General features: G+C 58.4%; 21 protein-coding genes. 10 read left to right on the top strand and 11 right to left on the bottom strand.

Translation table 11 applies throughout. The features are described from left to right. Positions 1-18: 18 nt before the first annotated feature. Positions 19-1,452, top strand: a complete 1,434-nt coding sequence (locus C6Y56_RS06910) for a M48 family metalloprotease (RefSeq protein ID WP_169429255.1) — start codon at positions 19-21, stop codon at positions 1,450-1,452. Positions 1,453-1,516: 64 nt separating this feature from the next. On the opposite strand, the gene C6Y56_RS06905 is transcribed toward C6Y56_RS06910, so the two are convergent. The 4 genes from C6Y56_RS06905 to rpoE all read right to left on the bottom strand — a co-directional run bounded on the left by C6Y56_RS06905 (position 1,517) and on the right by rpoE (position 5,343). Next, a complete protein-coding gene (locus C6Y56_RS06905; protein ID WP_169429254.1) occupies positions 1,517-2,965 on the bottom strand; it encodes a DegQ family serine endoprotease in 1,449 nt (482 codons plus the stop codon). 206 nt (positions 2,966-3,171) lie between these two features. Then, a complete protein-coding gene (locus tag C6Y56_RS06900; protein ID WP_169429253.1) occupies positions 3,172-4,134 on the bottom strand; it encodes a MucB/RseB C-terminal domain-containing protein in 963 nt (320 codons plus the stop codon). Between the two features lie 8 nt (positions 4,135-4,142). Then, positions 4,143-4,730: a sigma-E factor negative regulatory protein gene (locus C6Y56_RS06895; protein ID WP_011332903.1), complete on the bottom strand. Its 588-nt coding sequence runs from the start codon at positions 4,728-4,730 to the stop codon at positions 4,143-4,145. A 31-nt stretch (positions 4,731-4,761) separates the two neighbouring features. Continuing rightward, entirely contained in the window at positions 4,762-5,343 is a 582-nt protein-coding gene (gene rpoE, locus C6Y56_RS06890) for an RNA polymerase sigma factor RpoE (protein WP_003172477.1), read from the bottom strand. 558 nt (positions 5,344-5,901) lie between these two features. On the opposite strand from rpoE, the gene nadB reads away from it, so the two are divergent. Then, a complete protein-coding gene (nadB, locus tag C6Y56_RS06885; protein WP_169429252.1) occupies positions 5,902-7,518 on the top strand; it encodes an L-aspartate oxidase in 1,617 nt (538 codons plus the stop codon). On the opposite strand, the gene C6Y56_RS06880 is transcribed toward nadB, so the two are convergent. Together C6Y56_RS06880 and C6Y56_RS06875 are read right to left on the bottom strand one after the other, a co-directional pair. Continuing rightward, on the bottom strand, positions 7,487-7,939 hold the full coding sequence (locus C6Y56_RS06880; RefSeq protein WP_169429251.1) for a protein YgfX: 453 nt from the start codon (positions 7,937-7,939) through the stop codon (positions 7,487-7,489). The two genes, nadB and C6Y56_RS06880, sit on opposite strands and share 32 nt — an antisense overlap. Next, positions 7,923-8,177 (bottom strand): succinate dehydrogenase assembly factor 2, encoded by a 255-nt coding sequence (locus C6Y56_RS06875; RefSeq protein WP_065257636.1) that lies wholly within the window; start codon positions 8,175-8,177, stop codon positions 7,923-7,925. The genes C6Y56_RS06880 and C6Y56_RS06875 overlap by 17 nt, the downstream gene beginning before the upstream one ends. A gap of 149 nt (positions 8,178-8,326) precedes the next feature. On the opposite strand from C6Y56_RS06875, the gene C6Y56_RS06870 reads away from it, so the two are divergent. Together C6Y56_RS06870 and C6Y56_RS06865 are read left to right on the top strand one after the other, a co-directional pair. Beyond that, entirely contained in the window at positions 8,327-9,268 is a 942-nt protein-coding gene (locus tag C6Y56_RS06870; protein WP_169429250.1) for a YgfZ/GcvT domain-containing protein, read from the top strand. Between the two features lie 35 nt (positions 9,269-9,303). Further along, on the top strand, positions 9,304-10,125 hold the full coding sequence (locus C6Y56_RS06865; RefSeq protein ID WP_169429249.1) for an HDOD domain-containing protein: 822 nt from the start codon (positions 9,304-9,306) through the stop codon (positions 10,123-10,125). 3 nt (positions 10,126-10,128) lie between these two features. Here the strand turns inward: C6Y56_RS06865 and C6Y56_RS06860 are convergent, their stop codons facing one another. Together C6Y56_RS06860 and C6Y56_RS06855 are read right to left on the bottom strand one after the other, a co-directional pair. Beyond that, positions 10,129-11,514, bottom strand: coding sequence for a sensor histidine kinase (locus C6Y56_RS06860; RefSeq protein ID WP_169429248.1), 1,386 nt, complete (start codon positions 11,512-11,514; stop codon positions 10,129-10,131). Further along, a complete protein-coding gene (locus C6Y56_RS06855; RefSeq protein ID WP_169429247.1) occupies positions 11,507-12,178 on the bottom strand; it encodes a response regulator in 672 nt (223 codons plus the stop codon). Before C6Y56_RS06855 ends, C6Y56_RS06860 begins: the two co-directional genes overlap by 8 nt. A 237-nt stretch (positions 12,179-12,415) precedes the next feature. On the opposite strand from C6Y56_RS06855, the gene C6Y56_RS06850 reads away from it, so the two are divergent. The 5 genes from C6Y56_RS06850 to C6Y56_RS06830 are packed head-to-tail and all read left to right on the top strand — an operon-like array spanning position 12,416 to position 17,791. Next, on the top strand, positions 12,416-13,708 hold the full coding sequence (locus tag C6Y56_RS06850; protein ID WP_169429246.1) for an OprD family porin: 1,293 nt from the start codon (positions 12,416-12,418) through the stop codon (positions 13,706-13,708). Positions 13,709-13,747: 39 nt separating this feature from the next. Further along, a complete protein-coding gene (locus tag C6Y56_RS06845) occupies positions 13,748-14,725 on the top strand; it encodes a Bug family tripartite tricarboxylate transporter substrate binding protein (RefSeq protein ID WP_169429245.1) in 978 nt (325 codons plus the stop codon). 58 nt (positions 14,726-14,783) lie between these two features. After that, positions 14,784-15,242: a tripartite tricarboxylate transporter TctB family protein gene (locus C6Y56_RS06840; RefSeq protein ID WP_169429244.1), complete on the top strand. Its 459-nt coding sequence runs from the start codon at positions 14,784-14,786 to the stop codon at positions 15,240-15,242. Position 15,243: 1 nt separating this feature from the next. Further along, positions 15,244-16,758, top strand: coding sequence for a tripartite tricarboxylate transporter permease (locus C6Y56_RS06835; protein ID WP_085729996.1), 1,515 nt, complete (start codon positions 15,244-15,246; stop codon positions 16,756-16,758). Further along, entirely contained in the window at positions 16,751-17,791 is a 1,041-nt protein-coding gene (locus C6Y56_RS06830; protein ID WP_169429243.1) for an AbrB family transcriptional regulator, read from the top strand. The genes C6Y56_RS06835 and C6Y56_RS06830 overlap by 8 nt, the downstream gene beginning before the upstream one ends. A 65-nt stretch (positions 17,792-17,856) precedes the next feature. Here the strand turns inward: C6Y56_RS06830 and C6Y56_RS06825 are convergent, their stop codons facing one another. Next, positions 17,857-18,294, bottom strand: coding sequence for a hypothetical protein (locus C6Y56_RS06825; protein ID WP_169429242.1), 438 nt, complete (start codon positions 18,292-18,294; stop codon positions 17,857-17,859). Between the two features lie 158 nt (positions 18,295-18,452). Further along, a complete protein-coding gene (ung, locus tag C6Y56_RS06820; protein ID WP_169429241.1) occupies positions 18,453-19,148 on the bottom strand; it encodes a uracil-DNA glycosylase in 696 nt (231 codons plus the stop codon). A 133-nt stretch (positions 19,149-19,281) separates the two neighbouring features. Here ung and C6Y56_RS06815 point away from each other — a divergent pair, with 133 nt between their 5' ends. Continuing rightward, complete coding sequence (locus C6Y56_RS06815) at positions 19,282-20,394, top strand: enoyl-CoA hydratase/isomerase family protein (protein ID WP_169429240.1); 1,113 nt, start codon at positions 19,282-19,284, stop codon at positions 20,392-20,394. 76 nt (positions 20,395-20,470) lie between these two features. On the opposite strand, the gene C6Y56_RS29365 is transcribed toward C6Y56_RS06815, so the two are convergent. Continuing rightward, positions 20,471-26,029: a calcium-binding protein gene (locus tag C6Y56_RS29365; protein WP_169429239.1), complete on the bottom strand. Its 5,559-nt coding sequence runs from the start codon at positions 26,027-26,029 to the stop codon at positions 20,471-20,473. Positions 26,030-26,031 lie beyond the last annotated feature (2 nt).

Here is a 26,031-nt window from a genome sequence, read left to right as displayed (position 1 = left end):
TCGACTAAGGCTTTGTGCATGACATTTCTGCGCCCTACCCTGCTGACGCTCGCTTGCCTGCTCGCCTCACCGGGCTTCGCCGACGACCTGCCGTCACTCGGTGACGCCAGCTCTGCCATCGTCTCTCCACAGCAGGAATACCAACTGGGTCGCGCCTGGCTGGCATTGCTGCGCAGCCAGGTTTCGCAGCTCAATGATCCTCAGCTCAAGGATTACGTCGAGTCGAGCGTCTATAAACTGGTGGAAACCAGCCAGGTCAGCGACCGACGCCTGGAATTCATTCTGATCAACAGTTCGCAACTCAACGCTTTCGCAGCACCGGGCGGGATTGTCGGGGTCAACGGTGGACTATTCCTCAATGCCCAGACCGAAGGTGAATATGCCTCGGTACTGGCCCACGAACTGGCTCACTTGTCCCAGCGCCACTTTGCCCGGGGCGTCGAGGCCTCCCAACGGATGCAGGTGCCGATGATGGCCGCTCTGCTGGCCGGTATCGTGATTGCCGCTGCCGGAGCCGGCGATGCCGGGATCGCGACCATCGCCGGTACCCAGGCGGCAGCCATTCAGTCGCAGCGGACCTTCTCGCGTCAGAACGAGCAGGAGGCCGACCGAATCGGCATTCTCAACCTGGAAAAGGCCGGTTACGACCCACGTTCGATGCCAACCATGTTCGAACGCTTGATGCGCCAGTATCGCTACGACGCCAAGCCACCCGAGTTCCTGTTGACTCACCCGGTAACCGAATCCCGCATCGCCGACACCCGCAACCGCGCAGAGCAGGCCAAGCCCGGCGGTATCGAGGACAGCATGCGCTATCAGTTGATCCGCGCCCGGGTACAGTTGATCTATGAAGAAACCCCCGGGATGGGCGCCAAGCGCTTCCGGGCGCAACTGGACGATAATCCGAACAACGATGTGGCTCGTTACGGCCTGGCGATCGCCCAGATCAAGGGTGGTCAGTTGAACGAAGCCCGAGAGAATCTCAAGCAGCTGCTGAGCAAATCGCCGAACGAGATCATCTACAACCTGGCGCAGATCGATCTGGATATCACCAACAACAAGCTGGCCGATGCGCAATCGCGGGTAGACCGCATGCTGACCCAGTATCCCGGCAACTACCCGCTGAATCAGGTTCGGGTCGATCTGCTATTGAAGCAGAACCGTACTGCCGATGCGGAAAAAGCCCTGGAAGGCTTGTTGAAGTCGCGCCCGGACGATCCCGACGTCTGGTATCAGGTGGCGGAAACCCGTGGCTTGGCCGGCAACATCATTGGTTTGCATCAGGCCCGCGCGGAGTACTTCGCACTGGTGGGCGATTATCGTCAGGCTATCCAGCAACTGGATTTCGCCAAGCGCAAGGCTGGCAGCAACTTCCCGCTCTCCTCGCGTATCGATGCCCGCCAGCGTGAGCTGATGGAGCAGGAGCGTATGGTGAAGGACATGATGGGATAAAAGCTGCAGGCATAAAAAAACCGCCTCTTTCGAGGCGGTTTTTTTTTGACTCAGCAACCGCGGATCATTCAGCCAGTTTGAAGGTGATGAAGCTGGCACGACCCTGACGCAGAACCCTCATCGACACGGAGCGATTCTTCGGCAGCGCCTTGGCGATCTCGGAGAACTCCTTGGCAGAACCAATGGCCTGATTGTTCAGGTGAGTGATGATGTCGCCTGGCTGCAGGCCGATCAGGGCTGCAGGACCGTCCTGCACCTCCTTGATGACAACACCGCCCTTGAGGTCATAGGTTTTCTTCTGCTCGGCGCTCAGTTCAGCGACCGATACCCCAAGACGATTGCTGTTGGTCTCGACACCGGACTTCGGCAAGGCATCCAGCTCCTTGTCTTCGTCAGGAATAGCGCCGACCGTCAGCTCGATATTCTTGCGCTTGCCTTCACGAATCACTTCCAGATTGGCCTTGGCGCCAGCCTTCAGCGCGCCGACCAGATGAGGGAGATCAGCAGACATGACGATCGGTTGGCCGTTCATGCTCAGGATCACGTCGCCCACTTGCAGGCCGCCCTTGGCAGCGGGACCGTCATCCTGGATCTGAGCCACCAGCGCACCGGCCGGTTTTTCCAGACCGAACGACTCGGCCAGATCCTTGTTCACTTCCTGAATGACCACACCCAGCCAGCCACGGCTGACCTTGCCACCGCTTTTCAGCTGATTCGATACATCCATGGCAACGTCGATCGGGATGGCGAACGAAACGCCCATGAAGCCACCGGAACGGGTGTAGATCTGCGAGTTGATCCCCACCACTTCACCGTTCAGGTTGAACAGCGGGCCACCGGAGTTACCCGGATTGATCGGCACATCAGTCTGAATGAACGGCACATAGTTTTCGTTTGGCAAGCTACGGCCAACGGCGCTGACGATGCCTTGGGTCACAGTATGGTCGAAGCCGAATGGCGAACCGATCGCTACGACCCACTGACCGGCTTTCAGATCCTGGGATTTGCCGAGCTTCAACACGGGCAGGTCCTTGCCTTCGATTTTCAGCAGGGCCACGTCAGAGCGCGGGTCGGTGCCGATCAGCTTGGCTTTCATTTCACTGCGATCCGCCAGACGAACGAGGATTTCGTCAGCATCGGCAATCACGTGATTGTTGGTCAGGATGTAGCCATCAGGCGAGATGATGAAGCCCGAACCCAGCGACTGCGCTTCGCGCTGGCGATCACCGCGCGGCGAACGCGGCTGCGGTGGCATGCCTCGCTCGAAGAACTCGCGCAGCATCGGCGGCAAGCCTTCCAGATCAGGCATCTGCTGGTTCACTTTGCGATCCGGCAGTTTTTGCGTGGTACTGATGTTCACCACCGCAGGCGAGGCCTGTTCGACCAGCTGGGTGAAATCCGGCAGATTGACCGGACTGGCCGCTTCAGCCGCATTGACTGCCGGGACAGCCTGACCGAGCACCAGCACGGCAGTGATGATGGAGAGATAAGACTTCAAACTTGGTATCGACATACAGCTCCCGTTACGACGAGCAGGGTTAAGCGATATGGAGCAAGGAACACCGGAAACCACAGGCCGGCATTTTTGTTCCGGGAACAACAAACAAGGCCAGAGCCGAGAGGCTCTGACCTATAAAAAATTTTCGGATTATTTGCAAATGAAAATGCTCAGCAAACATTTCATGTCTCGAACACGAAGCGGAAACTGCTGAAATCAGCTCACTGCTTGCTGGTTGCAGCGCCATCATTGCGTATCGACAAGGCAATCCGCTCGGCAGTACCGATTGGAATTTCGCCGACCACCGTCACCATCATCTCACCCTGTGGCGTCGTCAGACGGCGAGATACGGCAACCGTAGGACCCAGCTGAGTCCGGGTATCCGTGACCACGGCACCGTTCAGCGGTTCCAGAAAGACCGAGAAACGCGCCAGACCATCGTCATACAGCAAGCTGTTGACCTGGGTTTTGGTGTCCGGATCTTTGTGCGAAGAACTGCTGGTGAGTTCGAAACCAGGTGGCAACCAGTCAGATCGCCAGACCTGTGCGGTCTTGACGGCAGAAGCCTTGTCACTGTCGAGGTTGACAGGCTTGCAGTCGGAGGCGGCCTGAAGATCCTTGTCGGATGGAACCTCGGCAGTATCCAGTCGTGTGAACTGGAACCGTTCAAGTAACTGCCCCTTGTCGTTGAGCAGCAACGACTTGAGTGGCAACCCCGTTTCCCTGTCCAGGTGCAGTTCGAATCCGTAGCGATACTGATCTCGTGGCGTCAGCGATACGATGACCGCGTCACGCCCGGCCACACGCGACTTGCCGATCACGGCAAGCTCATACCAATTCTTCAGCTTCTGAGGATCGAGAGGACGAGCGGCAGAGTTTGGAGAATCTCCCAGCCCCGCAATCAGGGTACCGCTGACACATTGAGTATGGCCATCAATGCGCACGACTTCCTGCGCCGAACCGTCAAGCTGGAGCAACCGCTCGCGAACCTGCCCGTTCTGGACACGATGCCAGATGCTGTGAGTAGAGAAGCTACCGTTACGCTCGTAAACGAATGTGCCGTGAAAGCTTTGCTGCTGCTCGGCCTGGCCCAGGCGGGTCAGCCAATCCTGGGCCTCATCGGCGTGGGCTGGAACAATGAACCAGCCACTGAGCAGAAGCGAAAGTAGAGGTATGGCGCGCATGATCCTCCTTAACGGTTTTCCAGACTGGCTGCCCGTGCATAAGGCAGTGCGCTTTCAGTACCTTTCAGCGCAGCTTGCTGAGCATGTTGACGCAGGTAACCCGGCAAACGCTGATCGTGCCAGCCTGGCTGGCCTTGCAGCACGCCATTGGCCATAGGACCAGTGGCTTCAGAACTCTCATTGTAGCCTGCCAGTACCGCCGGCCCTTTGACCTGAGGAGTAGCCAATACTGGCTGATTGGACTGCTGCGCCAGTTCAACACCTGCGATTTCGTCCTGGTTGTACAGGCGGACACCTGCCAGAACGGCAACGGTTACCGACGCTGCAACGGCCAGACGTCCAAGGCTGCGCCATGGTCCGCGAGAGACCTTGGCAGGGGTGGCTTCGTCTTCCAGTGCAGCAGAAACCGCCGCAGCGAGATCCAGGCGTGGAAGCAGCAGATCCTTGTGCATGGCTGCCCGAGCGATCTGGTAACGAGCCCAGGTTTCGCGTGTTTCAACATCATCCAGTGCGTTGAGCACTCGACGCAATTCCAGTTCGTCCGCTTCGTTATCCATCACTGCGGACAGCGATTCCTGCAGGGCTTCCCGACTCATGGCGTTCCTCTCTTGGCTGTCGCCGCTGTCTTTAGTTTTCCTGCAACAACGGCTGCAGGGCTTTATCGATGGCCTCCCGGGCGCGGAAAATCCGGGAGCGCACGGTACCAACCGGACATTGCATGACGCTCGCGATGTCCTCGTAACTCAGACCATCGAATTCACGCAAAGTTAAAGCCGTGCGCAAATCCTCTGGAAGTTGCTGAATGGTTCGATGGACGGTGCCTTCGATCTCATCCCGCAGCAATGCACGTTCTGGAGATTCGAGATCCTTCAGGCCGTGATCGCCGTCATAGAACTCTGCATCTTCGGAGCTGACATCGCTATCCGGCGGCCGGCGGCCGCGTGAAACCAGATAGTTTTTCGCCGTGTTGATGGCGATACGGTACAGCCACGTATAAAAGGCACTGTCTCCGCGAAAGTTTCCAAGCGCTCGATACGCCTTGATAAAGGCTTCCTGCGCAACGTCCTGGGCTTCATGGGTGTCGTGCACGAAACGCACGATCAACCCGAGAATTTTGTGCTGATACTTCAACACGAGCAGATCGAAAGCTCGCTTGTCGCCACGCTGAACGCGCTCGACCAGCTGCTGATCCTCTTCCTGGGTTAGCATGAACACTCCTCGATAAACTCAGAGGAGGCTTGCATGACCAAACGACCGGACTTGCAAACATAGACTCGGGCTTTTCGCAAAAGTTCTCCCCCTCCAAGCAAGTTTCCTGCGGGCTCTGATTTGGCACGCACGAAAAACGCAGCGCGGGATAAACCGGCTGCGCGAATAATCTTTTCATCGGCTCACCGGCGAGAATCCAACCGCAGATTCCGCGTTGAAGCCGACACTGTCCCTTGTCTCAGGCAACTGTCTATTGATCTTGAGCCTTTGGCAAAAGTTCCAAATATTTATAGCCGGGTAAAAGCGACATTGGGCAACCGAGGGCGGAAAAAGCGTGTTTCATCTGCGATACAGTCGCCTTTTCCGAAAACCCATGAAAAAAACTTCCGACAAAGCGTCGGTATTTTGTCGTCAGGATAGTTTCACAATGCCATACCAGCCCGGCTATTGTGCCGCTCCACCCCTCTATATACTAGTGGGCTGTGTGGCTGTCTCGACTCGCCCCTCCGCCTGTCTTGCGCCAACCCCGACCCGGGTCGCTTTGAGCGGAATCCTGAAATGAGCCAACAGTTTCAACACGATGTCCTGGTAATTGGCAGCGGCGCTGCCGGTTTGAGTCTCGCGCTGACCCTGCCCGGTCACTTGCGCATCGCGGTACTGAGCAAAGGCGATCTCGCCAACGGTTCGACCTATTGGGCCCAGGGTGGCGTCGCGGCCGTGCTTGACGACACCGACACCGTCGAATCCCACGTCGACGACACGCTCAATGCCGGTGGCGGTTTGTGCCATGAAGATGCGGTACGTTTCACTGTCGAGCACAGCAAGGAAGCGATCCAGTGGCTGATCGACCAAGGCGTGCCGTTCACCCGTGATGAACAATCCGGGACTGAAGACGGCGGATTCGAATTCCATCTCACCCGCGAAGGCGGCCACAGCCATCGCCGCATCATCCATGCCGCCGATGCCACCGGCGCCGCGATTTTCACAACCTTGCTGGCCCAGGCCAGACAGCGTTCGAACATCGAACTGCTGGAGCAGCGAGTCGCGGTGGACCTGATCACCGAGCGCCGCCTCGGGCTGGACGGCGACCGCTGCCTCGGCGCCTACGTGCTCAATCGCAAGACCGGCGAAGTCGATACCTACGGCGCTCGATTCGTGATTCTGGCTTCCGGCGGTGCCGCCAAGGTCTACCTCTATACCAGCAACCCTGACGGCGCCTGCGGTGATGGCATCGCCATGGCCTGGCGCTCGGGTTGCCGCGTGGCGAACCTGGAATTCAATCAGTTCCACCCCACTTGCCTGTATCACCCGCAGGCCAAGAGTTTCCTGATCACCGAAGCCCTGCGCGGGGAAGGCGCACATTTGAAGCTGCCGAACGGCGAACGCTTCATGCAGCGCTTCGACCCACGCGCCGAACTGGCGCCACGGGACATCGTCGCTCGCGCCATCGACCATGAAATGAAGCGTCTGGGTGTCGACTGCGTCTACCTCGACATCAGCCACAAACCCGAAGCATTCATCAAAACGCACTTCCCGACGGTTTACGAGCGCTGCCTCGGATTCGGCATCGATATCACCAAGCAACCGATCCCGGTCGTGCCGGCGGCTCACTACACCTGCGGCGGCGTTATGGTTGACCAGCAAGGCCGCACCGACGTGCCTGGTCTGTACGCCATCGGCGAAACCAGCTTCACCGGCCTGCACGGTGCCAATCGCATGGCCAGCAACTCACTGCTGGAGTGCTTCGTATATGCCCGCTCTGCCGCCACGGACATTCTCGAGCAATTGTCCGACGTCGCCATCCCGCGCGCCCTGCCCGCCTGGGATGCGAGCCAGGTGACCGATTCCGACGAAGACGTGATCATCGCGCACAACTGGGACGAGTTGCGGCGCTTCATGTGGGACTACGTCGGTATCGTGCGCACCAACAAACGCCTGCAGCGCGCACAGCACCGCGTGCGTCTGCTGCTGGACGAGATCGACGAGTTCTACAGCAACTATAAAGTCAGCCGCGACCTGATCGAATTGCGCAACCTGGCGCAAGTGGCGGAACTGATGATCCGCTCGGCCATGGAGCGCAAGGAAAGTCGTGGCCTGCATTACACCCTCGACTACCCGGACCTGCTGCCCGAAGCCCTCGATACTATTCTGGTGCCGCCCACCTACGCCGGCTGAACTTGAGCCGCACCCGCAGGCGTCGGTGCAAATCCGCCGCCTGCGCATCCCGGGGTACACAGATCGATCTGACCCACCGTTCACCGCGCAATCGAAAGCGCAACACCACAATCAACGGCAATGCCAGGCTGTCCGGACGCAACTGCACCGCCTGCCAGCCATCGGCCTGATTCCACAACTGCCAGCCATCGGCATCACGACGCAATCGGCAGAAAGCTTTGGGATGACTCAGCAGAATCTGACGGGGCAATACCCACACAGCATGGATCAGACAGGCGACCGCCCCGAGCAGGCTGGCCCAGAAAGGCAGGACAAGCAGAAACAGAGCGCACAGGGCCAACGCCTGGGCCAGGAGATACGCCGCCAGCAACTGCCGTGAGGCATGCCAGCGGCATTCAAACGTATTACTTGGGCTGGACACGATCCAGAATCATGCGAACCATGCGCTGCAGCTCAGGATCTTCAGACTCGCTGCGCTCCATGAACCAGCCGAACATGTCCTGATCCTCGCATTCCAGCAGGCGGACATACAGCGCGCGATCCACCTCGTTCAGATTCGAGTAGACCTCTTTCACAAACGGCACCAGCAACACGTCAAGCTCGAGCATGCCGCGGCGGCTGTGCCAAAAGAGGCGATTCAGTTCAACTTGTTCGACCATGGAGCGCTCCTCAAATAGGCCGCAAGTATACAGGCCCGAGGCGGGCCGAACAGTCGGCTTTGGTCGGGCGCCACCGATCCTTTATGAACTACCCATTTCAACACCACCCCCTTATGATGTGCCCCAGTCTATTTACCCTGCGATGACCCATGGCCGATTCTGCTTTTTTCTGCACCCTCTCTCATGAAGGCGTTCTCGCGGTTCGCGGCGCGGACGCCGGCAAATTCCTGCAAGGCCAGTTGACCTGCAATATCAATTACCTGAGTGATGAGCGGGCCAGCCTTGGTGCCCGCTGCACGCAGAAAGGCCGGATGCAGTCGAGTTTCCGCATCGTGCTTGAAGGCGACGGCGTGCTGCTGGCCATGGCCGGCGAGCTGCTGGAGCCACAACTGGCGGACCTGAAAAAGTACGCGGTGTTCTCCAAATCGAAACTGACCGACGAAAGCGAGTCATGGGCGCGCTTCGGTCTGGAGCATGGGGATGCAGCCCTGAGCAGCCTGGGTCTGGAACTGTCGGCGGACACCGACAGCGTGGTTCGCCACGAAGGGTTGATCGCGATTCGCGTCTCCCCCGACCGTGCCGAACTCTGGGCGCCAGCCGATCAGGCCGACGCCATCAAAGGCAAGCTGTCTGCGCAATTGACCGAAGCCGAACTCAATCAATGGCTGCTGGGCCAGATCCGTGCCGGTATCGGCCAGGTCATGCCGGGCACCCGCGAACTGTTCATTCCGCAGATGCTCAATCTGCAAGCGGTCGGCGGCGTGAGCTTCAAGAAAGGTTGCTACACCGGGCAAGAGATCGTCGCGCGCATGCAGTACCTGGGCAAGCTCAAGCGTCGCCTGTACCGCGTGCAACTGGACGCCAGCGAGTTGCCGGAGCCCGGCACCCCGCTGTTCGCTCCGAGCCACGGCAGTTCCATCGGCGAAGTGGTGCTGGCCGCCCGCGCCGAAAAGAATATTGAACTGCTGGCCGTGTTGCAGGCCGAAGCTGCCGAAGCGGGCGATTTGCATCTGGGTACGGTCGAAGGGCCGGCGCTGCACTTGCTCGACCTGCCTTACGAACTGGATCGCGACCGCGAAATCCAGCGTTGATCGCAGCATTTGTTGCAACACCCTAGAGAAATGACATGAGTGAGCTGGCGGATAAGGTCCAACAGGATTTGGTTGAGGCCATCGATAACGATGACCTGGTTCTGCCAACGTTACCGGAAGTGGCCCTGCAGATTCGCAAGGCCGCCGAAGACCCGGACATCAGCGTCAGCGACCTGAGCAAAGTCATCGGCCGTGACACGGCGCTCTCGGCACGGCTGATCAAAGTGGTCAACAGTCCCTTGCTGCGCGCCACGCAGGAAGTCACCGACCTGCATACTGCGATCACCCGGCTGGGCGTCAACTACAGCAGCAACCTGGCGATCGGTCTGGTGATGGAGCAGATCTTCCACGCACGCTCCGAGGTGGTGGAACAGAAAATGCGCGAAGTCTGGCGCAAGAGCCTGGAGATCGCCGGCGTCAGCTACGCATTGTGCCGCCGCTATACCCAGCTCAAGCCGGATCAGGCTGCATTGGGCGGGCTGGTGCACCAGATCGGCGTGCTGCCGATCCTGACCTACGCCGAAGACCATTACGAACTGCTGTCCGACCCCGTCAGCCTCAATCATGTGATCGATCACATTCATCCGCTGATCGGCGACAAGTTGCTGCGGGTCTGGGAATTCCCGGAGCGCCTCGTGGAGTTGCCGGGGCTGTATCAGGATCTGAAACGCGAATCGCCACAGGTCGATTATGTGGATCTGGTGCAAGTGGCCAGCCTGTATTGCCACAAAGACACCGATCATCCCCTCGCCCGGATCGACCCGCTCAGTGTTCCGGCCTTTCGCAAGCTCGGGATAGACATCGACAACAAGGCGTTGTGCGAAGATCTGGAAGAATCGCGCTCGATGTTCTACTGAGTCTCAGCCTGCGATAAAACTCACCCGCACCTTCAACCCCACGGGCTCACCATCGTGCAGGGTAATCTGCGCCAGATGGGCGCGACAGATCTCCCCGACGATCGCCAGACCCAGCCCGGAACCGGCAACCTGCTGGTTGCGCCGGTAGAAGCGCTCGAATACCCGGTCACGCTCATCCTGAGGAATGCCCGGGCCGTCGTCTTCGACTTCAAGCACGGCCGGCGACAGCACCCGCAAGATCACGTTGCCGCCCGATGGCGTGTGCGCCAGAGCGTTGTCCACCAGATTGCTCAGCAGTTCGTTGAGCAACGTCGGCTCGCCGCGCAGCCAGACTGGCTCGTCCGCTTCCAGCGCCAAAGCCACACCGCGCGCGTGAGCCAGAGGCGCCATGGCCATGCCCAGTTCCCGGGCCAACTGGCTCAGATCCAGCAACTGCGCGCCGCCCTCGGCAATCGCCCGGGCACCGTTTTCCACCCGCGCCAGCGACAGCAACTGATTGGCCAGATGGGTCAGTCGATCGGTGCTTTGTGCCGAAGATTCCAGTGTCTCGCGCCAGATTTGCGGCTCGCCGGAACGAAGCCCCAATTCAAGACGGGCCTTGAGCGCTGCCAGCGGCGTGCGCAGTTCGTGGGCGGCATCGGCGATGAATTGCGCCTGTCGTTCGAACTGCCCGCGCAAGCGTTCGGTAAAGTGATTGAGCGCCCGCACCAGCGGCCACAATTCGTGCTGCACCTCCACCAGCGGCAAGGGCCGCAGATCGTCGGGCTGACGCTCCTCGACCGCCGTGCGCAAACGCTCGATCGGTCGCAATGCCGCGCTGACCGCAAACCACACCAGCAACAATGCGCCAATTGCCAGCATGCCCAGCCGCAACAAGGTATCGGCCGCCAGACTGCGGGCCATGCTGACACGCGCTTCGTCGGTTTCGGCGACACGGATTTCCGCCATGCCGTTCATGTTCGGTTCGGTCACCGCTTTCAACAGGCTGACCACACGCACGTTCTGGCCCTGATAGGTGGCGTTGTAAAAACGCGCGAGCGCCGGATAGCTGTCGGTTCTCGGCGTTCCCGGCGGCGGGCCGGGCAGGTTTTCGTAACCGGAAATCAACTTCTGATGGATGTCGTTGACCTGGTAATAGATGCGCCCGGCGCTGTCGTAGGCGAAGGTGTCGAGGGCCACATAAGGCACGTCGGCACTGAGACTGCCGTCCCGCTGCGAAAGGCCGGCGGCGATAGTCCGCGCCGACGCCAGAAGTGTGCGGTCGTAAGCGGTGTCGGCGGCTTCGCGACCGTTCCAGTAAGCGCTCAATCCGCTGGCCAGCATCAATACCACCAACAACAGCGCGAGGTTCCACAGTAACCGCCAGCGCAGGCTGCTGGGCTTATGCATCGCGGCTTTCCAGCAGATAACCCAGGCCCCGGAAAGTCACGATGGCCACTGCATGACCGTCGAGCTTCTTGCGCAGGCGGTGCACGTAGATTTCGATGGCGTCGGGGCTGGCCTCCTCGTCGAGACCGAACACTTGCGAAGCCAGTTGCTCCTTGCTCATCACCCGGCCGGGACGGGCGATCAGCGCTTCGAGCACCGCCTGTTCGCGGGAGGTCAGGGTTAACAGTTCTTCACCGAGGGTGAAGCGCCGGGTCTCCAGGTCATAGGCCAGCACACCACACCGCTGCAGGCGTTCGCCGCCCAGCACACTGCGGCGCAGCAAGGCTTTGACCCGAGCCTCGAGTTCGGTCAGCTCGAAAGGTTTGGCCAGATAATCGTCAGCCCCAAGATTTAGCCCGTGGACCCGATCCTTGACGTCGCTGCGAGCCGTCAGCATCAGCACCGGCAGGTTCTTGCCCCGGGCCCGCAGACGCGCCAGCACTTCAAATCCGTCCATGCGCGGCAGGCCGACATCGAGGATCGCCATCGCGTACTCCTCGCTGCCCAGCGCCAGGTCGGCAGCCACGCCATCGTGCAACACGTCCACGGTCAGACCGGTGCTCTTGAGCGCCTGGGCAACGCTTTCGGCCAGTTGCAGATGGTCTTCGACGAGCAGAACACGCATGGAGCTTTACCTCATTCAGGGATGGCCGACGCCATTCTTTGCCGCGGAGTTTACAGCCGCAACCGCCGCTGTGAAGCCCGAAATCCGGGAAAGTCAGCTGAAAGGTTAGCGAAAGGTTAGCCCGTTAGAGTCGGGCCACGGACAGTTCCGACTGCCGTCGCTGATGCCACACAGCGATACGAAAAACGCCTCGAAGCGTTTTCGACCAATAAGAACAATAAACGGAGTACACCTCGCATGCCGTCCTTGCAGACCAAGGCTCTTAAGCCTGTTCGTCCTTCCCGTTTCAGCCCCGCCGCCCTTGCCGGTGCAGCCGCCCTCGCCGGTTTCGCACCGATGAGCTACGCCGATTTCATCGAAGACAGTTCCGCCACCTTCGAAACCCGCAACATGTATTTCAACCGCGACTTTCGCGATGGCACCAGCGCCCAGCAGTCCAAGCGCGACGAGTGGGCACAGGGGTTCATGCTCAACCTGCAATCGGGCTACACCGACGGCATCGTGGGGTTTGGTGTCGATGCACTGGGGATGTTGGGGGTCAAGCTCGATTCGAGTCCGGACCGCACCGGCACTGGCCTGCTGCCGACCCACGATGACGGTCGCGCGGCGGACGAGTACTCCAAACTCGGCCTGACCGGCAAAGTGAAGATCTCCGCCACCGAATTGAAGATCGGCAGCCTGATTCCGGAACTGCCGATCCTCAAGCCGAACGACGGGCGCATCCTGCCGCAGACCTTCGAAGGCGGTTTGCTGACCTCCAAAGAGATCAAGAACCTGACCTTCACCGGTGGACGTCTGGAGAAAGCCAAGGACCGCGACAGCACCGATTTCGAGGACATTGCCCTCAACAACAAGAACGGCCGTTTCGCCGGCACCGTCGCCGGCAAGCACTTCGACTTTGCCGGCGTGGACTACAAGTTCACCGACAAGATCACCGGCAGCTACCACTTCGCCCAACTCGACGACGTCTATAACCAGCACTTCTTCGGACTGGTCGCTTCGCGGCCGATGGGACCGGGCACCTTCGCCACCGACCTGCGTTTTGCCGTCAGTGACGATCAGGGCGCAGCCCGTGGCGGCAAGATCGACAACCGCTCGCTCAACGGTCTGGTCAGTTATGCCCTGAGCGGCCACAAGTTCACCGCCGGCTATCAGCACATGTCCGGCGACAGCGCCTTCCCCTATGTCGATGGCAGCGACCCGTACCTGGTCAACTTCGTGCAGATCAACGACTTCGCCGGCGCCGAAGAACGCTCCTGGCAGGCCCGTTACGACTTCGACTTCGCCAGACTCGGCATCCCCGGCCTGAGCTTCATGAGCCGCTACCTGAGCGGTGACAACATCAAGCTCAAGAACGGCGATGAAGGCAAGGAGTGGGAGCGCAACACCGAGATCAAATATGTAGTACAAAGCGGCGCCCTGAAGGACGTTGCCGTGCGTTTGCGTAATGCCACTTACCGTTCCAACTACTCCGCTCGCGATGCCGATGAAGTGCGTCTGCTGGTGAGCTATAGCGTTGCCCTTTGGTAATTCAGTACGTCCATAACAACAACTCCCAAGGAGACTTAGATGAACTTATCACTGCGTAAAGTTGCTCTGGCCGCTGGCGTCATGCTGTTCGCCGGCCAACTGATGGCCGAACCCAAGCGCCCGGAATGCATCGCCCCGGCCTCCCCCGGCGGCGGTTTCGACCTGACCTGCAAACTGGCGCAAAGCGCGCTGGTCAACGAAAAGCTGCTGACCAAACCAATGCGCGTGACCTACATGCCCGGCGGTGTCGGTGCTGTTGCGTACAACGCCGTCGTGGCTCAGCGCCCGGCGGACGCCGGTACGCTGGTGGCCTGGTCCAGCGGTTCGCTGTTAAACCTGGCGCAAGGCAAGTTCGGCCGTTTCGATGAAACCAACGTACGCTGGCTGGCGGCGGTCGGCACCAGTTACGGTGCCATCGCAGTGAAAAGCGATTCGCCCTACAAGACCCTGGATGATCTCGTTCAGGCACTGAAGAAAGATCCGAGCGCCGTAGTCATCGGCTCCGGCGGCACTGTCGGCAGCCAGGACTGGATGCAGACTGCACTGATCGCCAAAGCTGCCGGGATCAACCCACGCGACCTGCGTTACGTTGCCCTCGAAGGTGGCGGTGAGATCGCCACCGCCCTGCTCGGCGGCCACATCCAGGTCGGCAGCACCGACATCTCCGACTCCATGCCGCACATCCAGAGCGGTGACATGCGCCTGCTGGCCGTGTTCGCTGAAAACCGTCTGGACGAGCCGGAAATGAAAGACATCCCTACCGCTCGCGAGCAAGGCTACGACATCGTCTGGCCGGTGGTGCGCGGCTTCTACCTCGGGCCAAAAGTCAGCGATGAAGACTACGCCTGGTGGAAAGGTGCCTTCGACAAACTGCTGGCTTCCGAAGAGTTCGCCAAGCTGCGCGATCAGCGTGAACTGTTCCCGTTCGCCATGACCGGCCCGGAGCTGGACACCTACGTGAAGAAGCAAGTCGCGGATTACAAAGTGCTGGCCAAAGAGTTCGGCCTGATCCAGTGATCGTCTCTGTCTAGCGGCCGTGGCCTCGCGCATCGAGGTCGTGGCCCAGGAGTTCCTCATGCTGATTCAACGCATTTTTGCCTCGGTGTTACTGCTGGCCTGTGCCGGCCTGGCACTGATGGCGTGGCCCTATCAGGCTGCATTTTCCTACGAGCCGGTCGGCCCGCGGGCGTTTCCTCTGCTGATGCTCGGCCTGATGAGCCTGGCGCTGCTGTACATGGTGTTTCGCCCGGCGCCGATCAAACACAGTGAAGACGAGCCGCCGCTGGACCGCGAAACCCTGACCAAGATCGGCATCTGCGTGCTGTTGCTGCTGGTGTTCGCCGGTCTGTTCGAGCCGCTGGGCTTCATCCTCAGCAGCTGCCTGATCGGCGTCCCGATGGCGCGCCTGTACGGCGGCCGCTGGTTGCCCAGCATCGTGGTGACCACGCTGATGGCCATCGGTCTGTACCTGCTGTTCGACCGTCTGATGGACGTACCGCTGCCCCTCGGTCTGCTCGACGTTCTGGAGAACTGATATGGATACGCTCGGATATTTGGGACAGGGCTTCGGCGTCGCGCTGAGCCCGTACAACCTGGTCACGGCGCTGACCGGTACGCTGATCGGCACCGTGGTCGGCCTGCTGCCGGGCCTGGGACCGATCAACGGTGTGGCACTGCTGATACCCATCGCTTTCGCCCTGGGCCTGCCGCCGGAGTCGGCGCTGATCCTGTTGGCGGCGGTGTACCTGGGCTGCGAATACGGCGGCCGGATCAGTTCGATCCTGCTGAACATTCCCGGCGAAGCCTCCACCGTGATGACCACTCTGGACGGCTACCCGATGGCCCGCCAGGGTCTGGCCGGGGTCGCGCTGTCGCTGTCGGCGTGGAGTTCGTTCATCGGTGCGTTCATCGCCACCTGCGGCATGGTGCTGTTCGCCCCGCTGCTGGCGAAGTGGGCGATTGCCTTCGGGCCGGCGGAATACTTCGTCCTGATGGTGTTCGCGATTGTCTGCCTGGGCGGCATGGCCGGTGACCGACCACTGAAGACGTTCATTGCGGCGTTGATCGGTCTGTTCCTGTCCAGCGTCGGCATCGACGCCAACAGCGGCGTGTATCGTTTTACCGGCGACAACATTCACCTGACCGACGGCATTCAGTTCGTGGTGCTGGTACTGGGCCTGTTCTCGATCAGCGAAATCCTTCTGCTGCTGGAGAAAACCCATCGCGGCCAGGAAGCGGTGAAAGCCACCGGGCGGATGATGTTCAACTTCAAGGAAGCGGCGTCGGTGTTCGTGGTGAACATCCGTTGCGGCCTGCTCGGTTTCATCATGGGCGTATTGCCGGGCGCCGGCGCGACGCTGGCCAGTGCCGTGGCCTACATGACCGAAAAACGCATCGCCGGTGCCAGCGGCAAGTTTGGTCAGGGCGACGCCCGCGGCCTCGCTGCGCCGGAAACCGCGATCGGTGCCTCCGCCTGCGGCGCGCTGGTGCCGATGCTCACCCTCGGCGTACCGGGCTCCGGCACCACAGCGGTGATGATCGGCGCTCTGTCGCTGTACAACATCACCCCCGGCCCGCTGCTGTTCCAGCAACAGCCGGACATCGTCTGGGGCCTGATCGCCTCGCTGTTCATCGCCAACATCATGCTGGTGATCCTGAACATCCCGATGATCCGCATCTTCACCCGCATCCTCGCCGTGCCGAACTGGGCCCTGGTGCCGGTGATCGCGATCATTACCGGGATCGGCGTGTACGCCGTGCACGCGACCACGTTCGACCTGTTCCTGATGGTCGGCATCGGCATCTTCGGCTACATCCTGCGCAAACTGGACTTCCCGCTGTCGCCAGTTTTGCTGGGGTTCATCCTCGGCGGCCTGATGGAGCAGAACCTGCGCCGCGCACTGTCGATCTCCAACGGTGCCCTGGAAATCCTCTGGTCGAGTCCGATCACCTTCGGCGTCTGGGTGCTGACCGCGATCATGTTGCTGATGCCGCTGCTGCGCATCTGGCGCAAACGCTCGGCTGCGCAACGCGCCATTGCCGATGTTTGATCGGTCTTCCCTCAAATCCTGGTGGGGAACCCCGCTGGTCGGTCTGCTTGGCGGTTACATCGCCAGCCAGATCGGCTGGCCGCTACCGTGGATGGTCGGCTCGTTGCTGGCGATCATCCTGGTGCGCTGCCTGACTCCGTGGCAATTGGCCGAAATCCCTGGCGGCCGCAAATGCGGCCAGTGGATCGTCGGGATCGGTATCGGGTTGCACTTCACCCCACTGGTGATGGAGCAGGTGCTCAGCCACTTCGGCTTGATCTTCTTCGGCGCGCTGGTCACCAGCCTCTCGGCGGTGGTCGGCGTGTGGCTGATGCGCCGCACCGGCGAGGATCGCGCCACGGCGTTTTTCTCCAGCATGCCCGGCGGCTCCGGTGAGATGGTCAACCTCGGCGCACGCAACGGCGCGATGCTCAGCCATGTCGCGGCCGGGCAGAGTTTGCGGGTGCTGGTAGTGGTGTTGTGCGTTCCGGCGGCGTTCAAGTATCTGCTGGGTGACGGCACCCCGATTTCACACGCCGGCAGCGTCGATTGGCGCTGGCTGGCGATTCTTTTTCCGGCGGGCGGCCTGCTCGCCTGGCTCTGGCAACGTCTGCGTCAACCCAACCCATGGCTGTTCGGTCCGCTGCTGGTCAGCGCGGCAGTGAGCATCGGCTGGGATCTGCACATCGGTTTGCCCAATGGCGGCAGTCAGATCGGCCAATGGCTGATCGGCAGCGGGCTGGGTTGCCACTTCAACCGGCAGTTCTTCCGCCGGGCGCCCTCGTTTATGGGACGCACGTTGATCGGCACGGCGCTGACCATGTTGATCGCGACGTTGTCGGCGTTGGGACTGAGTGCAATGACGCATCTGGATCTGCGTTCGCTGACCCTGGGCATGATGCCCGGTGGGATCGCCGAGATGAGCCTGACGGCGGAAACCCTGCAATTGTCAGTGCCGCTGGTGACGGCGATGCAGGTAATGCGGCTGTTATTCGTGCTGTTTCTGGCGGAACCGTTGTTCAAGTATTGGAATAGAAACGGGGAATGCCCGTAAATCATGTAGACGCCCAATACGCTTCAAGAACGGAAGAGCATGCCTCGAAGCGTATTCTTGGCCAATCAGGAAATATCGAGTTTCCCCATCATCACTTCTACCGTTTTACCAGCCGAGCCGATGCGAGCTTTAAATTGAAAATCCGAGGCTTGATAACGCCTACCTTCGGCGACTCCAGTGAACGTGATCTCTCCCACAAACGCTCGGAAGTATTCTTCGCCACCACCGTCATCAACGAAATAGCGAACGCCGATACCGCCGGGCCCGAGAGCGTGCTTGCCAATCGCGAGACCTGGTGGTAACTCAAAAATAATCGACGTGAAGAAGACAGAAGTAGCGACCCTACCACCTGCGGTGTAATAGACGCCGTCATTGCGGAGAAAAACATCTTTAGTGTCGATTACGCTCAGAGGGTCGGTTGGATCAAACCGCGTAGTTCTTGCAAAAAGACTTCCCAATGCCTTCGGAAAGGACTTTACATCATCGATGTTCAAATCATTCATGACGATCTCCCGCTCCATTGTTTACCAGCACAGTCGCCTGTGACGCCGACTGCACAACTAAACGCGGGTTTCACCTTTATATCTACTGTCAGAAATAACAGGTAGATGAAGCAATCCGACGGGCGGCTCTCACCACCCGAGAGACTTCAGAAGATTATTTAAACAACCGACGGCAGGCGCCACTCGATCGGCGCTTCGCCGTTCTGCTCCAGGAACTTGTTGGTGCGGCTGAAATGCCCGCAGCCGAGGAACCCGCGATAGGCCGACAGCGGCGACGGGTGCACCGACGTCAGCACCAGATGCTTGGTGGCGTCGATCAGCTTCTGCTTGCTCTGGGCATGGGAGCCCCAGAGCATGAACACCAGATGCGGCTGGCGCTGGCTGACCACCTCGATGATCCGGTCCGTAAAAAACTGCCAGCCCTTGTCCTTGTGCGCATTGGCGTTGGCGCGCTCGACGGTCATGGTGGTGTTGAGCATCAACACACCCTGATCGGCCCAGCTCTGCAGATAGCCATGGTTGGGGATGTCGATGTTCAGGTCGCGCTTCAACTCTTTATAGATGTTGACCAGCGACGGCGGCGCCGGCACGCCCGGTTGCACCGAGAAGCACAAGCCGTGGGCCTGACCCGGGCCGTGGTACGGGTCCTGGCCGAGGATGACCACTTTTACCTTGTCCAGCGGCGTCGAATTCAGCGCGTTGAAGATCATCGGGCCTGGCGGATAGATTTCCTTGCCGGCCGCCCGCTCCTGCTGCAGAAAAGTGCGCAACTCTGCCATGTAGGGCTGGTCGAACTCAGCACGCAGTGCCTCCTTCCAGCTCGGTTCGAGTTTGATACGGTCGTCAGCAGTCATGGTTACATCCGGCAAAAACAATTGGGGCGAACCCTAGGAAAGCCGACCACGCTTGTCAATTGATCTGACGCAGATCCGGCACTTTCCCACGCAGCGGTCATACTGATCGTTCAAATTCCCGATCGAGGTCACGATGAATCTGCACTTCGAAGAACTGACCGGCACCGACGGCGCGCGCATCGGCGTGGCCACTCTGGATGCCGAAAAGTCGCTCAATGCGCTGTCCCTGCCGATGATCCACGCCCTGAGCGACAAACTGAACGCCTGGGCCAAGGATCCGCAAATCGTCTGCGTGCTGCTGCGCGGCAACGGCGCCAAGGCCTTCTGTGCCGGCGGCGAGGTGCGCAGTCTGGTAGAAGCCTGCCGCGCCCATCCCGGCGAAGTGCCGCCGCTGGCTGCGCAGTTTTTCAGCGCGGAATATCGTCTGGATTACAGCCTGCACACTTACCCGAAACCGTTGATCTGCTGGGGCCATGGTTATGTGCTTGGTGGCGGCATGGGCCTGCTGCAAGGCGCGAGCATCCGGATCGTCACGCCGAGCAGTCGTCTGGCGATGCCGGAAATCAGCATCGGCCTGTACCCGGATGTCGGCGCCAGCTGGTTTCTGTCACGACTGCCGGGCAAGCTCGGTTTGTTCCTCGGTCTGACCGGCGCGCACATGAACGGCCGCGATGCGATCGATCTGGACCTGGCCGACCGCTTCCTGCTCGACGAACAGCAACAGGAACTGATCGACGGTTTGTTGCAATTGAACTGGCAGGAACAGACCACCATGCAACTCAACAGCCTGCTCAAGGCGTTGCAGCAGGAAGCCGTGGCACAAATACCTGAGGCGCAATGGCTGCCGCGTCGGCAGCAGATCGATGAATGGCTGGATGTCAGCGACGTGATCTGCGCCTGGAAAGCCATCAGCCTGCATCGCGAAAGCAGCGACCTGTTGATTGCCCGTGCCGCGAAAACCATGAGTGAAGGCTCGCCACTGACGGCGCATCTGGTCTGGGAACAGATCGTCCGCGCCCGCCACTTGTCGCTGGCCGAAGTCTTTCAGATGGAATACACCCTGAGCCTCAATTGCTGCCGACATCCGGAGTTCAGCGAAGGGGTCCGGGCGCGGCTGATCGACAAGGATCACAAACCGCACTGGCACTGGCCGGACATCGCCCGGGTGCCGGACGCGGTGGTCGAGGCGCACTTTCACAAGGTGTGGGAGGGGCGGCATCCGTTGGCGGATCTGTCGCAATACTAAAACCGATCATTGCCCGCGATGGCAGTCTCTTGGACTCTGTCGCGGGACAGTTTGAGCCAGTTGCGAAATTCTGCGATCAAACATTCAACTCGTAAAACGCGATTATTTCCTTCATTGCCTGCAACGACTCTTCATCATTTCTCGACAAGATATCCTCTACATCCCGCAACGGAGGCAGAGGGTGCAAAAGCTCAGCGAGTTGATTCGCCGCGTAATTTTCAACAGCTCCCTCTTCTCCTTGAACGCTGATGAAGCTGATAGCGGCATCGCCTCCTGAAAAGTGTTCGGAGACACGAATCTTTGGAGACATGCCATAGCTGACTACGATGACGAGATCATCCCGTTCACGGTGGAACTTGAGTTGATCAATCGACAGCCCGACCTCCGAAAAGTCTATACCGTCAGTTCCGCCACCGGCATTGATTACCAGGTCTCGCCCAAGCCCATCATATTTATACACATCATTGCCCCCGCCACCGGACAAGGTGTCATTGCCCGGCCCACCGTAAAGCACGTCATCACCTGAGCCACCGCCAAGCAGATCATCTCCTTGCATCCCTCTTATTTCACCAGTGCCGCTGAGGGTGTCATTACCGCGACCGCCCACGAGCGGTAGAAAACGGTTGTCTCGAAAAGACTTGACCTGAGTAGCGTACTGAACGGTGATGCCATGATGATAAGTATCGGGGGCGATGCCTAAGCGGCTAACGACGTCTTTAAAATTGATGCTCGAGCCGTCAGCAAACCTCACCCGTTCAATTCCGGAACCACTGAGATCGTTCGGATTGGGCAAAACGATTCGTACTTTTTGAGTTCCGCCCCATTCGATATCGAGTGTGGTGTACAGCATCTGGGCCCGAGGCGGTTGACGATGAGCCCCACGTGGTGGGGTGGGTGACAGTTCAATATTTACCGCCTCAACCAACACAGCGCCCCAGGTTAGTTTCAACTTATCTGGTTTCGCCTCTTCCGGAAGAACGACGGTATCAATACCAAGCCCCCCAAACTCTTCATGCCACCCAGAGGCTCCAACCTCGGGGCGCAAAAAAACAGGGTTAAGCACGTCGGCAATAATGGTGGTTGCGCCATCATGCGCTTCAACTATGTAAGTGTCGGGACCGTTTTCGCCGTAAAGCCAATCTTCTCCCGGCCCACTGATCAAATAATCGGCACCCGCGGAGCCGAGCAGTGTGTCGTTGCCTGCGCCAGCTGATAAAAATGCGCCTGGGATCCTGTCGTTCACCTCGCCGTACTCAAGCACCGAACCAGCATAGGTAACCACCAAGTCATCTCCTGCACCGCCATGAAAGAGATTTCCCACTTCGAGATTTACCCTGCCACCAGCGTCATTACCATGAACAACTTTATGCTTGATCGTTTGAGTAGTAGAACTCCAGCGAAACGCTTTACGAACAGTTTCATGACTTTCGAAACTGCCAGCGGGGTACACGTACCACCCCTGAATGGCGCCCGAATGATCGATATCTTCGACTACAGCATCGCCCAAATTGAACGAAAACCCCGAATAACTGGAGCCAGACGGATAATACTTTGGCTTTTGTGTTGGTAATTGCGCTGCTTCAGTTTTTACAAACTTGAATGTAGTTTTCGTTGCAGAGATTGACTGCCTTTCAGTCACCACGGCGTCAGCGGCAATCGCCCCCATCCACTCGGGTGTTCTGGAAAAGACTCCGGCTTCAACGTCCTCATGGATCAGTTCGGCGCTAATGGCATAGCCACTTTCGTCGGTAGCAATATGACTTCTAACCCAAACACCCTGATCGTTCAGTGCAAATCCTGATGCCTGCCGGGCCGCTGAGCGCTTTGTGTTCAGTTCCGAAAGAAAAAGGCTATCCCACCCGGTGTGACGACCCGTTTCACTGCCTTCCTTCTCAGTAGAAGGAGCTAAGTCATCGGGCTGTGTCTGGACGACTGCTACGCTCTCACTCTCAATGTCCTGCTTTTTTTCGGGATCGGGTACCGCAGCAAATGTCGCAGACGGATCCGTTACATCTACCGGTTGCACCGTTAATTTGATTACATCCTGGAAACTCAGGATCACACCATCGTTGAACCTGAACGTAGAACTTGCCCAATTTTCATGGTGACGAATCAGAAGCGCGTCACCAGTACCATTCGACAGCCGCAACGCTGTGCCCGCATCAAGATTGACGATCTCGGCCTGCAAGCTCTCAGCAGAAAATCCACCGCCAAAACTTACGACATTGTTGCCACCTGTATCGCTAACAACATCCACTCCATCGCCCACTCCGAAGTAGAAAACATCGTTACCCTGCATCCCTTCCAGATAATCGTTGCCGGCACCACCCTCAAACACGTTATCGCAAGGGCCGCCGCGTAAATAATCGACTCCCTCCCCGCCAATCAGCGTGTCGTTTCCGCCACCGCCCAGCAAAGTGTCGTTGCCTGAACCGCCGTCAAGATAATCGGCGCCATGTTCTGCTTCGGATGTTTGCTCGTAGTCCCCCATCAAAAAATCATCATCGGCACCGCCCAAAAGCGTATCGGCGCCCAAACCTCCCCAGAGCGTATCGTTTCCTGCATCACCTTGAATGTGGTCATCATTGGTTCCGCCCGCTTTCAAGCCAGGCTCATCACCATCCAGAGCATCTGCACCTGATCCGCCTACCAGTGTGTCGGAGCCACCCAATCCACGGAGTGTGTCGTCTCCCGTACTGCCATCAAGATAATCATCACCGTGATAACGAATCGGGTGTTCATGGTAATCACCGACCAATTCGTCATTCCCTCCGCCACCGAAAAGCGAATCACCGGCACCGCCGCCCCAAAGGGTGTCATTTCCCTCACCGCCATCCAGAAAATCACTTCCGAAAAAGTCTGCGGCATCACCCGAAACGCCTCGCAGCACCTCGTCATCACCTTTCAGCACATCATTGCCGCTGCCGCCGTACAACACGTCGCTACCACCGTTTCCGGCAAGGGAGTCATCGCCACTGCCACCCGCCAACAAATCGTTGCCATGATGGCGACTGTCGAGACCGCCACCCCAATCCAGGTTGTCTCCCAGCAATGTGTCATTGCCACTCCCGCCAGCCAGCGTGTCATTACCCTCTTCGCCGCACAGTGTGTCGTCGTCACTTCCGCCATCGAGCAGGTCATCTCCCCAGCCACCAATAATAAAATCTCGGCCACCCTGCCCATAGAGGATGTCGTCACTGCCCTCGGTGGGACTATTTAATGAAAATTTGTCAAAGACGCTACGCATGCTGATGACGCCATCACTGAGTGGAACGTCGATGCGCTTGACTGTCCAATTTTGCTCATGTGCTCCGGTTGTTTGATCACCGGACAAATTGTCATCACCTGCTCCTCCAATCAGCGTGTCTCGACCGTTGCCGCCGTGCAGCACGTCTCGCGAGGCAGTGCCGACAAGCAGGTCATCACCCTGCCCACCATCCAGCCAGTCGCCACGGCTGGCCTTTCCTTTTGTTGCATCGGCAAATGCATTTTCCAGCGTCGTCTGCTTGTCGCCGAATAAACGATCGTTGCCTTCTTTGCCGAACAATCGATCAGACCCGCCAAGACCAACGATGAGGTCATCTTTCGGTGATCCGTAAAGCAGGTCGGCTTTGTTCCTCTGCTTAACATTGGGCAAATGCACGGCGTTGCCCAACTCATCAAAGGAAGGCTGATCTCCGCGAACATTTGGGTCGTTATCTTTGACTTTCCAGTCGCCTTGAAGGACCAGATCGGGAGCGGGGAACGTCTGGCCCTGGTAATCAGGAAGATCAATGCCGAGCATCCCCGGCTTGAAGTTCTTTACGACGATGAGATCACTCAGTCCGTATTTAATGTTCAGCGTGTTTTCAGCCTGATCTTCAATGAGCGTCAAGCTGATGGCTCGATCTTCCGTAAGCCAGATATTGCTGAGCGGAGCACTGCGTTCGAGAGGTTGGATCGGAAGTCCATTTATCAGCAATCCACCCCCAACGTCCGCATCAAAAATTTCGTCTACTCCATCTCCGCTGGAGAACTCATACCGATCGTTACCCGGCCCGCCAGTTAGAGAGTCGTTACCCTTGCCACCCGCCAACACATCATCACCGGCCATACCGTACAACGCATCATTGCCGTCGCCTCCTGTTAAAGAGTCATTGCCACGCCCCCCCTGGATAAAGTCATTACCGGACAGTCCGCTCATGGAATCGTTGCCGCCACCGCCGTAAAGATGATCGGTATTCGTTCCGCCACCAAATGATCGACCGCCGTCATCACCAAACATGACCAGAGGGTTTGAGACGCCGGTGGTCATCGGGGCCTGTTTGCCCGAAGCCAGATCCGAATAGGAAAAGGTCTGGACAGTATTTCGACCGAACGATCCATTGGTTCGGGAAATCAGCCGGGCCAGCATTTCAGAGCGATCAGCAAGCCACTGCTCAGTGATGAAGCCCTCCCCCGTTTCGGGATCGTAAAGCTCCAGTTCGCGTCCGGAAAAACCGTCGGCTCGCTCAATCACAATTTCGCTTAGTTGCTTGAGGGAATTGCGTAACGCGGCGCCGATTGGCGTTGCCTGACTGGCCAACGTTGCCCAGTCCTTGGCACTGCCATACTCGCCAATGGTTCTGGTAACGATGCTTTGCGATTGAGACGGAGAAAGTGCGGAGAAAAATGTGTAGGCATTGGAGGCGAAGGTTTCGTCGGTGGTAGGCGTGGCGGCCGAGTTTCCGTCGTAGGTTCGCCTGAGCATGTCAAAGAAATCATTCAGGTTATATCGCAATATCAGGCTGACAATAGGTGAGATGGGCGTACCTTTCACCACATGCTGAATCAGCGGATTGATGCTACCACTGGCGAGAGCGATGTTTATCTGTTCGGGTAGGACTGAAAACAGGCTTTCAACCATATTCGACCCGAAGTTTTTAATCACTGCCTGCAATGCAACACTGTATGAGTCCACGGCAAACAGAATATTCTTTAGGTCATCGAGCCTGTTTAACTTGGCAAGATGATGATTCCCTTTTATATGGGAATCCGGATCACCGGCGGAGATCAACCTCCAAGTTTCATAGGGTTTTTCTCCACCCAACAGGCTGAAGCCGATTGTTCCAGACCATCCCGTATTACGACTGGTAGCTGAATCAATGTCACCAACATCTTCACGAAATAATACTTTACCAATAGCGCTCGCATCGATTTCTGCAATTTGGCTTATGGAGGGCACAGTCCATGGAGCCAAATTATGCTCAACGGAGCCTTTTATCAACGTATTCATGAGATTGACAGCCACCTGATTAGATGACTGTTGCATCTTCGAATCGCTGATTTTTTTATTTAACCTTAACTCCCCCTGCCGCAGGGTATAAGCTCGGATCAATGCAGAATAAGCGCCCACTCCGCCATTTGCATCAATTGCTACATCGAGCCAGAGTTTGGCATCTTTAAAAATGCCCATTACGTTCTCATCGAACGCAGAACCGTCTAAAAATTTCTCACCCAAAACATTCGACAATGTGCGATAAAGTACAGCGCAGTTTCGCCCCTCCATTGCCAACGCAAAATACTCTTCATCCTCGACATTGAATTCCATTCCCTCACAAATATTTGCAGCCTGCAAAATTTCCGACTTTTCCAAATCACTGAATATATAGCTCATAT

Origin of the sequence: Pseudomonas fluorescens (assembly GCF_012974785.1) — a bacterium.
Classification (GTDB): Bacteria; Pseudomonadota; Gammaproteobacteria; order Pseudomonadales; family Pseudomonadaceae; genus Aquipseudomonas; species Aquipseudomonas fluorescens_BT.
The sequence above is the reverse complement of the archived record's forward strand: the minus strand, read 5'-3'. Positions and strand labels throughout refer to the sequence as shown.

Coding starts and splice junctions, on each gene's coding strand:
- nadB (WP_169429252.1), top strand. CDS start 5,902: ATGAGCCAACAGTTTCAACACGATGTCCTGGTAATTGGCAGCGGCGCT.
- C6Y56_RS06875 (WP_065257636.1), bottom strand. CDS start 8,177: ATGGTCGAACAAGTTGAACTGAATCGCCTCTTTTGGCACAGCCGCCGC.
- C6Y56_RS06845 (WP_169429245.1), top strand. CDS start 13,748: ATGAACTTATCACTGCGTAAAGTTGCTCTGGCCGCTGGCGTCATGCTG.
- C6Y56_RS06865 (WP_169429249.1), top strand. CDS start 9,304: ATGAGTGAGCTGGCGGATAAGGTCCAACAGGATTTGGTTGAGGCCATC.
- C6Y56_RS06850 (WP_169429246.1), top strand. CDS start 12,416: ATGCCGTCCTTGCAGACCAAGGCTCTTAAGCCTGTTCGTCCTTCCCGT.
- C6Y56_RS06825 (WP_169429242.1), bottom strand. CDS start 18,294: ATGAATGATTTGAACATCGATGATGTAAAGTCCTTTCCGAAGGCATTG.
- rpoE (WP_003172477.1), bottom strand. CDS start 5,343: ATGCTAACCCAGGAAGAGGATCAGCAGCTGGTCGAGCGCGTTCAGCGT.
- C6Y56_RS06900 (WP_169429253.1), bottom strand. CDS start 4,134: ATGCGCGCCATACCTCTACTTTCGCTTCTGCTCAGTGGCTGGTTCATT.
- C6Y56_RS06835 (WP_085729996.1), top strand. CDS start 15,244: ATGGATACGCTCGGATATTTGGGACAGGGCTTCGGCGTCGCGCTGAGC.
- ung (WP_169429241.1), bottom strand. CDS start 19,148: ATGACTGCTGACGACCGTATCAAACTCGAACCGAGCTGGAAGGAGGCA.
- C6Y56_RS06830 (WP_169429243.1), top strand. CDS start 16,751: ATGTTTGATCGGTCTTCCCTCAAATCCTGGTGGGGAACCCCGCTGGTC.
- C6Y56_RS06860 (WP_169429248.1), bottom strand. CDS start 11,514: ATGCATAAGCCCAGCAGCCTGCGCTGGCGGTTACTGTGGAACCTCGCG.
- C6Y56_RS06840 (WP_169429244.1), top strand. CDS start 14,784: ATGCTGATTCAACGCATTTTTGCCTCGGTGTTACTGCTGGCCTGTGCC.
- C6Y56_RS06855 (WP_169429247.1), bottom strand. CDS start 12,178: ATGCGTGTTCTGCTCGTCGAAGACCATCTGCAACTGGCCGAAAGCGTT.
- C6Y56_RS06905 (WP_169429254.1), bottom strand. CDS start 2,965: ATGTCGATACCAAGTTTGAAGTCTTATCTCTCCATCATCACTGCCGTG.
- C6Y56_RS06815 (WP_169429240.1), top strand. CDS start 19,282: ATGAATCTGCACTTCGAAGAACTGACCGGCACCGACGGCGCGCGCATC.
- C6Y56_RS06870 (WP_169429250.1), top strand. CDS start 8,327: ATGGCCGATTCTGCTTTTTTCTGCACCCTCTCTCATGAAGGCGTTCTC.
- C6Y56_RS06895 (WP_011332903.1), bottom strand. CDS start 4,730: ATGAGTCGGGAAGCCCTGCAGGAATCGCTGTCCGCAGTGATGGATAAC.
- C6Y56_RS29365 (WP_169429239.1), bottom strand. CDS start 26,029: ATGAGCTATATATTCAGTGATTTGGAAAAGTCGGAAATTTTGCAGGCT.
- C6Y56_RS06910 (WP_169429255.1), top strand. CDS start 19: ATGACATTTCTGCGCCCTACCCTGCTGACGCTCGCTTGCCTGCTCGCC.